We start from the raw sequence: 8856 nt of genomic DNA, 5'->3' as shown, positions 1-8856 counted from the left end.
GTGGCGGTCGGCTCCGACGGTGCACCGCCCTGCGCGAGCGGCGCGCGCAACGGCATCGCCTGCGGCAGCGACGAGGGCTCGCGCGGCGTACGCCGGCGCAGCTGGTCGCCGAGCAGCCCCTGGCCGCCCCGCAGCAGCACGCGGCACAGCGTCATCAGCAGGCGCCGTTCGTCATCGGGCAGGCGGTCGCCGCGCAGCACGTAGATGCGGCCGCCGCCCGCCGCCGCGTCGGGCCCGGCACCGGCCTGCCGCACCATGTTCTCGATCGCGTGCTGCATGTCGTCGGAATACGAGGTCGCACGGTCGTTCAGCACCACGATGTCGACCTCGAACGAGCGCGCCTTCCAGAAGTGGTGGCCGCGCACCATCTGCTGCACCAGCGGCAGGTCGTCGTTCGAATCGATGGTGACCAGMAGGATCGGACGGTCCCCCGAGATGCCGTAGCGCCACAGGGCGCGCTGCGACAGCTGGTTGCCGCGCATGAACTCGGTGCCGGGGCGGAACGTGGTGTCCGAGAACATCAGGTAGGCCGACAGCGACTGGAAATGCGTCGCCTCCTCGCTGCCGACGCCCAGCTGGTGCAGCTTGGCCTGCGCATACACCCACGAGCGCGAGATCTCGCGCTGCAGCGCGCTGAACGAACCGAGGCGCTGCCAGGTGCGGCTCGCGCTCTCGCGGTCGGTGCCGAAGGCGAGCACGAAGGCCACGCGCGCCGACTGGCCGGGCTTCAGCTCGATCGTCTGGCGCAGGCACAGCACCGGGTCGAGCACCGCGCCGGTCGTCATCGCGAGGCCGCCCTGCTCGGTCATCGCGAGCGGCTCGCGCTTGCTGCGGCCACGCCCGATCACCGTGCGGCGGTCGGTGTCGTACGACAGCGGCCCGGCCTGCGTGCCTTCGACCACCGCGCCGAGGATCGCCGTGGGCGCCGCCTCGTGCGATGCGCGCGGGCGCCGCGTGGCCAGCAGCGCGCCGCGCGCCGCGTCGTACTCGGTGGTGATGAACAGGTTCGAGAAGGCCGGGTGCGCCATGTCGGCATTGCGCTGGTTCAGCACCACCTCGCCGAGMGCGCTCACCTCGATGCGGCGCACGCCATGGCCCTCGTTGCTCAGCTTCAGCGTGCGGATCTCGGCGTCTTCCTGCTGTGCGACCACCACCTCCAGGCTGCTGCGGATGCCGTGCTGGCGCAGGTCGAACTGCGCGCGCGCCTCGGCGAACTCGACCGCCTGGAAATCGGGCTCGCTGAAGGTCGGCGCGAGCGTGGCCGACCACAGCACGCCCGAATCGGCGTCGCGCAGGTAGATGAAGAGCCCGCAGTCGTCGAGCACGCGGTCCTCGCGCCAGCGCGTGATGTCCAGGTCGGCGCATTCGCTGTAGCCGGAGCCGCTGGCCGTCAGCGCGGTCGCGTAGCGGCCGTTCGACATCAGGTGCACCGCCGGACGGCGCACGTCGGTGGCCTGCACGCGGCGCACGCGCTGCGTGGAATGGCGCGCGAGCTTCTCGTGGCGCTCGGGTGCCGCGGTGCTGTCGCGCGCGATCACGACCGAGCCGGCCACCTGCTCCTGCAGCAGCAGGTCGAAGGCGTTCATCTCGGGCTCGCGGTGGAAGCGGTCGGCCAGGCTGTCGGGCGTCAGCAGTTGGGTCAGCGCGAGCAGGCTCATCGCCTGGTGGTGCGCCATGTGGCTCTTGACGATGGCGCACTTCTCGTCTTCGCCGAGCCGCTCGGCGGTGAAGTCGATCGCCTCGTAGAAGCCGTGCGGCCCGAGGGCGCCGAGCCTGGCCAGCGCGGTGAAGTTCTGCCGCACCTCGGCCGGCGCGAACGGCGCGGCCAGCGCGGTGGCATAGGGCGCGACCACCAGTTGCCGGTCCATGCCGCGCTTCAGGCTCAGCGCCGRCGCGCCGGACGGCCCGTACTGGTAGGTCAGTTCGACGTCGCGCACGTTGACGCCCGACTCCGAGATGCCCCAGGGCACGTTCTGCTCGCGCCCGTAGCGGATCTGCTCGGTGATCGCGTTGCGGCAGGTCTGGTGCAGCAGGCTGCCGGGCGGCGTCTTCATCACCAGCGCCGGCATCAGGTACTCGAACATCGAGCCGGACCACGAGATCAGCACCGGGCCGGCGGCGACGAGCCCCATGTGGCGGCCGAGCCGGAACCAGTGGTCGACCGGCACGTCGCCCTTCGCCGCGGCGAGGTAGCTGCCGAGCCGCGACTCGGAGGCCAGCAGGTCGTAGCGCCCCTCGTCGAGCTGGTGCTCGGCGACACGGTAGCCGATCGAGAACAGCTTGCGCCGCGCATCGAACAGGAAGCCGAACTGCATGCCGCGCCAGGCCGCCTCGGCCTGCGCCGCACAGGTGTCCAGGTCGGCGAGCCAGACGGCGGTCGCATTGCGCGCCTCGGCGCAGGCCTTCAGCGCCGCGGCCAGCAGCATGGCCGCGGCCGGTGCCTGGCCGTGCAGCCGCTGCGCCTGCAGCAGCGCGGCCTCGACGTTGGCCAGGTGCGCCGGCACCTCGCCGACCCGCGGCACCACCGCAAGCAACTCGGCCAGCGGGCCCTTGAACACCTCGGGCGCCTGCTGCTGCAGCGTGCTGAAGGCCGCCTCGACCGCCCATGGGCAGTGGCGTTGCAGGTCGTCGATGTGCGCACCGAGTGCTTGGCACAGCCGCCCGGCTTCGTCGACGACCGGCTTCAGGCCGCCGGTGCCGGTGCCGGCCAAGGCGTCGGTCACACCGGCGCTGCCGAACGCGTAGGCATCGAGCAGTTCCTTCAGCTGCAGTGCGAGCTGCGACGCGCCGGCCAGGGCGCGGCCGGCGTCGGCGGGCGTCGCAGGCTCGGCCTGCAGCAGCTTGGCGCCGAGGTCGGCGACCGCGCGGTCGATCTCGACCGGGCTCACGTTGCCTCTCGGCGCGCTGCCCTTGGCGCCGCGCGGGCTGCCGGCGCGCAGCGTGCGCCACGCCGCCTGCAGTTCGAGGAAGCTGTCGCGCGGGCCGGCCAGGCGCTCCGGCCCGACCACCGGCCGCTCGCGCTCTTCCTGCAGCGCGCGGGCCACGACGACCAGGTGCGCCGCGAGGTTGCCGCTGTCGACCGACGACACGTAGCGCGGCTCCAGCGGCCGCAGGTACTGGGTCTCGTACCAGTTCAGCAGGTGGCCGTTGTACGTTTCCAGCTTCGCCATGCTGCCGAGCGTGGCCTTCATGCGGCCGAGGAAATCGCCGCCAGCCAGCCAGCCCAGGTCGCGCGCGCGCGTCAGCGCCAGCAGGTACAGGCCGATGTTGGTCGGCGAGGTGCGGTGCGCGACCACCTCTTCCGGCTCGAACTGCACGTTGTCGGGCGGGAGGTGGTTGTCGGCCGGGCCGACGTAGTCCTCGAAGAAGCGCCAGGTGCGGCGCGCGATGCGGCGGAACTCGCGCAGGTCGTGGTCGCCGGCGAGCCGGCCCGCCAGCAGCACCGGCGAGCTGATCGCGACCGCGATCACCGGCGCCAGCCACCAGACCGCCAGCAGCGGCGCCGCGGCGACGATCGCATCGCGGTTGAACAGCAGGATCAGCGCGCTCGACGCGACCAGCGGCAGCGTCGCGCTGCTGATGGCCCAGCTGAACTGCCGAAGCTGCCCGCCGGCGGCCGCCTTGGCTTGCGCGGCGGTGCGCCATTCGAGCATCTTGCGTTGCGAGACGAAGGTGCGCCACACGGCCCGCACGATCGCATCCGCCATCACGCAGGCGCTCTGCGCGAGCAGCACCAGCTCGATCAGCGCATGGCCGGCCACATGGCCGAGCTCGCGCGTCAGCTGGATCGGCCGGTTGCTGCGCACGCCCTTCGGCACCGGAGCGAACAAGGCCGAGAACCAGCCCAGCAGCCCGCTCAGGCTGATCGACGCCAGCACCAGCACGAGCCAAGCGAGCGGCTGTGCGGCCGGATCGATGAAGGCCGCGACGACCAGCGCGAACGACGCGATCGGCAGCAGCGAGCGCCGCAGGTTGTCGAGCATCTTCCAGCGGTTCAGCGGCGACAGCGGCTCGGCGCGCACGCCCAGCAGCCACGGCAACAGCTGCCAGTCGCCACGCACCCAGCGGTGCGAGCGCGCCGCGGCGACCTCGGAATGCGACGGCGAATCCTCGAAGAACGCGACGTCGCTGACCAGCGCGCAGCGCGCGAACGCGCTCTCGAACAGGTCGTGGCTGAGCAGCGCGTTCTCCGGCACCCGGCCCGACAGCGAGGTGTGGAAGGCCTGCAGGTCGTACAGCCCCTTGCCGGTGTAGGTGGCCTCGCCGAAGGTGTCCTGGTAGGTGTCGGAGATGGCGGCCGCGTACGGATCGACACCGGCGCCGTTCGAGAAGATCCAGCGGAACACCGAGTGGTCCTCGGCCTGCGGCAGCAGGAACGAGATGCGCGGCTGGAACAGCGCATAGCCGCGCGCGACGCGGCCGGTCTGCGGGTCGATCTGCGGCCGGTTCAGCGGATGCGCGGCCGTGCCCACCAGGCGCGCCACCGAGCCGACCGGCATGCGCGTGTCGGCATCCAGCGTGATCACGTAGCGCACGCCGCGCGGCACGCGCTCGGCCGTACCGTCCTCGAACACGTACGAGGTGCCCGGCTCGCCGAGCAGCAGGCGGTTGAACTCGTCGAGCTTGCCGCGCTTGCGCTCCCAGCCCATCCAGGCGCCTTCGGCGGCGTTCCAGCAGCGGTTGCGGTGGAACAGGTAGAAGCGGTCTTCGCCGCCGTCCGGCATGGCGGGCAGCGGGTAGCGCAGGTTCAGCCGCATCACCGCCTCGCGGGCCGCCGCCAGCAGCGCCGCATCGGTCTCGAGCGACTGATCGGGTGCATCGCGCCAGTCGGTCAGCAGCCCGAAGCGCAGCTGGTCGTCGCGGTTCGACAGGTAGTGGCGTTCCAGCTCACCGACCTGGTGGCCGACCTGGTCGAGCTGGGTCAGCATCGTCGGCACCACCACCATCGTCTTGCACTGCGGCGGCAGGCCCTGCGCGAACTCCAGGCGCGGCAACTGGGCCGGCTTGAACACCCGGCCGAGGATGCGGTTGATCAGCAGCACCGCGATCTCGGAGGCCGGCCAGACCGCGAGCAGGAAGATGGCGAAGGCCGGCAGCGACACATGCTCTTCGGCATAACCGGCGCGGAAGGCCAGCACGGTGAACGCGAAGGTCAAGGCCAGCACGAGGCCGGCGTACAGCACCAGGCGGGTGTGCGGGATCGTGCGTTCGATGCGCCGCAGCGGGTTCGGCGTCAGGCCGATGCTGCGTTCCAGCTCGGGCCGGCGGTCGGACAGCAGCCAGCGGCCGATGTCGGTGTCCTCGCCCTCCTGGCCGGCCTCGTCGCCTTCGGCACGGCGGCGGCCGAAGCGGTCGACCACCAGCTCGGCGAGATCGGGTTCGGGCAGGCCGCTGCGCAGGCTCAGCCGCTCCAGCTGCTGCCGGTACAAGGCCTTCGAAGGCGGGTCCATGCGCGCATAGACGCTGTTGCGCTGCAGCGCGCGGTCGACCAGYGAGGTCTTCGCGAAGATGTCGACCCAGTCGCTCAGCTCGATCGCCTTGACGCTGCGGAAGATGTTGCGCACCCGCACGTCGAGCATCGTGCGCACGACGAGATCGTCCTCGATCGCGCCGGCCTGGTGGACGATGCCGACGCCTTCGGCGTGCGCGCCGCCGGCGATGCTCGCCGGGTCGTCGTAGCGGCGCCGCTGCGCCAGCTGGCCGAGGTAGGCCTGGCGGAAGACGTTCGACGCGTTCTTCAGGTCGGGCACCGCCGACGCGGCTTTCTGCGTCGGCCCGCGCGCCGTGCCATGCGACGGCGCGAGCGCCGCATCGGCCACGAGGTCGGCCGCATGGGCGCCGCCGTGGATCTCGAGGATCTGCTCGGCGCAGGCGCGCAGCTGGCGGATCAGCAGGAAGTTCAGGACCGGCGCGAGCAGGGCCAGCTCGCGCAGCATCAGCGGGTGCACCTTCTGGTACTCGACCAGCACGTGCACCAGTTCGTCGGCCTCGAAGTCGAAGTCGCAGGCCTCGAGGTAGAAATGCGAGAACAGCTCGATGCGCGCGCGCGACGGGTGGCCGCCGGTCTGGTAGGCCGGCAGGCCGCGCACCGCCTTGTCGGGCAGCTGCTGCGTGAGCGCCGTCTGGATGCGCTCGATGACGTAGAAGTTGTCGACCAGCCACTGCGCCGCCTGCGACAGCGAGCGCTGCTCGTCGGTGAAGGTCTCGATCTGCCGGACGCAGGCGCGCAACTCCTCGATCGCGCGCGTCAGCTCGCCCTTGAAGCGCGCACGCCGCACCGAGCGCGACGGCGCATCCCAGCGCGAGAACGCCCCGGCGAACTCCTCGATCGCCGCAGGCAGCGCGAAATCGAACCCTTCATAGACGGTGATCGAGGGGTTCATCGGCCCACCCCTGAAGGCGCCGCGACACGCACCGTCAATGTCGTTGCGTCCACGAGAGGCTCGCGACCTGCGTCGACAACCCGTCGCTGAACGACACCATGACCATGCTGATCACCAGGAACGGCACACCCACAGCCCACATCAACAGTCTTTTCATTCGCCACTCCCGTCGGCAATTCGTGAATCCGGAAACCCTTGAATCCGGACAACCCGCGAACGAGTCTAGGGAGCACCTCTTGCTGACACAGCCGGACGACACGGCCTTCGCCTGTCGGCGCTGTCCTACGACGTTCGGCCGGCGACCACCTGTAGGCAGGCTCCTACAGCCGCTCCCGCGCTCTTCCGGCAGGGGCAGCGTTGCCCGATTCATACAATCGAGCGCATGTCTGCCGGCGTCCTCGAGGCTCTTCCCGTCACGTTTCTCGCGGAAATGGCAAGATCCGTCACCTTTGCAGACAGGTCCACGCTGTGCATGCCTCGCCTGCCGAAGAAGAATCCAGAAGTCGGGACATGCTGAAAACCTACATCGTCGAAGACAGCCCGGTGATCCGCGAGAACCTGATCGCGGCGCTGGAGGAACTGGTGGCCGTGGAAGTGGTCGGGACGGCCGACAAYGAAGCCGCCGCGCTGTACTGGCTCAAGCAGCCGCGCAACGGCTGCGACCTGGTGATCGTCGACATCTTCCTGAAGAGCGGCTCCGGCCTGGGCGTGCTGTCGGCCAGCACCGACCTGCCCGACGCGACCAAGCTCGTCGTGCTCAGCAACTACGCGACGCCCGACATGCGGCGCAAGTGCCTCGAGCTCGGGGCCGACAAGGTGTTCGACAAGTCGAACGAGATCGACGCGCTGATCGGCTACTGCCAGCGGCTCGCCTCGGGCGAGGCGGCGAATTCGAGTTCGGGGAGTTTGTAGCGCTGGATGGGATGCCGCCTGCGCGGCCCTCCCGGGCGGCGCAAGCCCAGCGAGGCGGCCTGTTACTGGATCAGGCCGTTCTTCAGCGCGTAGTAGGTCAGGTCGCTGTTCGATTCGAGCTTCATCTTCTCCATCACGCGGGTGCGGTAGGTGCTGACGGTCTTCACGCTCAGCGACAGGCTGTCGGCCATGTGGCCGATGGTCTCGCCCTTCGACAGCCGCAGGAAGACCTGGAACTCGCGCTCGGAAAGCTGCTCATGCAACGGACGGTTCGCGTTGCCGCCGAGGTTGCTGGCCAGCAACTCGGCCACGGCCGGGGTGATGTACTTGCGGCCCCGCGCGACCGTGCGGATCGCGGTGACGATCTCCTCGGGGTCGCACTCCTTGTTCAGGTAGCCGCTCGCGCCCTGGCGCAGCAAGGTGGTGGCGTAATGCTCTTCGGGAAAACCGCTGAGGATGAGGATGGGCAGCTCGGGCTCGCGGGCGCGGATCGCGGCCAGCGCGTCGACGCCGCTTTGCTGCGGCATCGACAGGTCCATGACCAGCACGTCGATCTGTTCCTTGCGGACGATGTCGAGGGCTTCGCGGCCGTTGGAGGCCTCGGCCACGACCTGCAGGTCGACCTGCTCCGCGAGATACTGGCGCAGACCGGCGCGAACGAGCGCGTGGTCGTCAACGATGGCAATCTTGATCATGAGCGACTGTCCCCTGTGGTTGGACTCCAATCGATTCTAGAGGCACACAGAAAAATCGCATGAAGAACTTCTTTCACCGATTCAAGCGCAGTGCCTTCACGTTCCCCCTCGCGGTGGTGACCGCGCTGACGCTGATGGGCATCAGCGAGACCGCCTACCGCACCTCGGTGGACGCGCTGGACCGGCTGGGCGAAATGGGCGTCGCCCGCACCAACAACATGGTGCTGCTGCGCCAGGTGCTCGATGCCGAGAACGGCCAGCGCGGCTACCTGATCACCGGCCGCCCCGAATACCTGAAGCCGTACCGCTCGTCGATGGCGAGCATCGGCGAGACGCTGCGCACGCTCGGCGAGTACTACGCGCACGAGCCCGACCGCGTCGCCGATTTCACCGTGCTCGCGACGCTGGTCAGCAAGAAGGTCTCCGAGATGGACACCACGGTGCAGTTGCGCGCCGACGGCCGCGACGAGGCCTGGCGCGCGGTCATCGAGACCGACATCGGGCGCGAGCAGATGGAGAGCATCCGCCTCGCCTCCGAACGGCTGGTGACGCGCGAATCGAGGCTGATCGCGGACCGCCGCGAGGAGGTCTACCAGACGCTGCTGCTGAGCCGGCTCGGCGTCAGCGCGATGACGGCGCTGAGCGTGCTGGCCTTCTTCATGTACCTGCGCCAGTCGAACACGCTCGAGAAGGAGCGCGTGCACAAGAAGGAGGCGCTGCAGGCCGAGCGCGACCTGCTGGAGGTGCAGGTGACCGCGCGCACCGCGCAGCTCACCGAATTGGCGCAGCACTTGCAGACCGCCCGCGAGGACGAGCGCAGCCGGCTCGCGCGCGACCTGCACGACGAGCTGGGCGCGCTGCTGACG

The 8856-nt window shown here is 69.9% G+C and carries 5 protein-coding genes; 2 read left to right on the top strand and 3 right to left on the bottom strand.

Annotated features, from left to right (window positions below):
• A partial coding sequence (locus tag AC1D15_RS10585; protein WP_477825942.1) for a glucoamylase family protein occupies positions 1 to 6383 on the bottom strand: 6383 nt, incomplete at its 3' end.
• A gap of 34 nt (positions 6384 to 6417) precedes the next feature.
• Entirely contained in the window at positions 6418 to 6540 is a 123-nt protein-coding gene (locus tag AC1D15_RS10580; RefSeq protein WP_465111150.1) for a hypothetical protein, read from the bottom strand.
• 353 nt (positions 6541 to 6893) lie between these two features.
• Here AC1D15_RS10580 and AC1D15_RS10575 point away from each other — a divergent pair, with 353 nt between their 5' ends.
• Positions 6894 to 7295 (top strand): response regulator transcription factor, encoded by a 402-nt coding sequence (locus AC1D15_RS10575; RefSeq protein ID WP_047500759.1) that lies wholly within the window; start codon positions 6894 to 6896, stop codon positions 7293 to 7295.
• A 62-nt stretch (positions 7296 to 7357) separates the two neighbouring features.
• Here AC1D15_RS10575 and AC1D15_RS10570 read toward each other — a convergent pair whose 3' ends face one another.
• The gene (locus AC1D15_RS10570; protein ID WP_047500757.1) at positions 7358 to 7990 is read right to left on the bottom strand and encodes a response regulator; all 633 of its coding nucleotides are present in this window, start codon (positions 7988 to 7990) and stop codon (positions 7358 to 7360) included.
• A gap of 59 nt (positions 7991 to 8049) precedes the next feature.
• On the opposite strand from AC1D15_RS10570, the gene AC1D15_RS10565 reads away from it, so the two are divergent.
• Positions 8050 to 8856, top strand: an 807-nt coding sequence (locus AC1D15_RS10565; RefSeq protein WP_477825941.1) for a CHASE3 domain-containing protein, incomplete at its 3' end; no start/stop codon positions are given.

The sequence above is a fragment of the Rhizobacter sp. P2_H2 genome, from assembly GCF_056403375.1.
The sequence above is the reverse complement of the archived record's forward strand: the minus strand, read 5'-3'. Positions and strand labels throughout refer to the sequence as shown.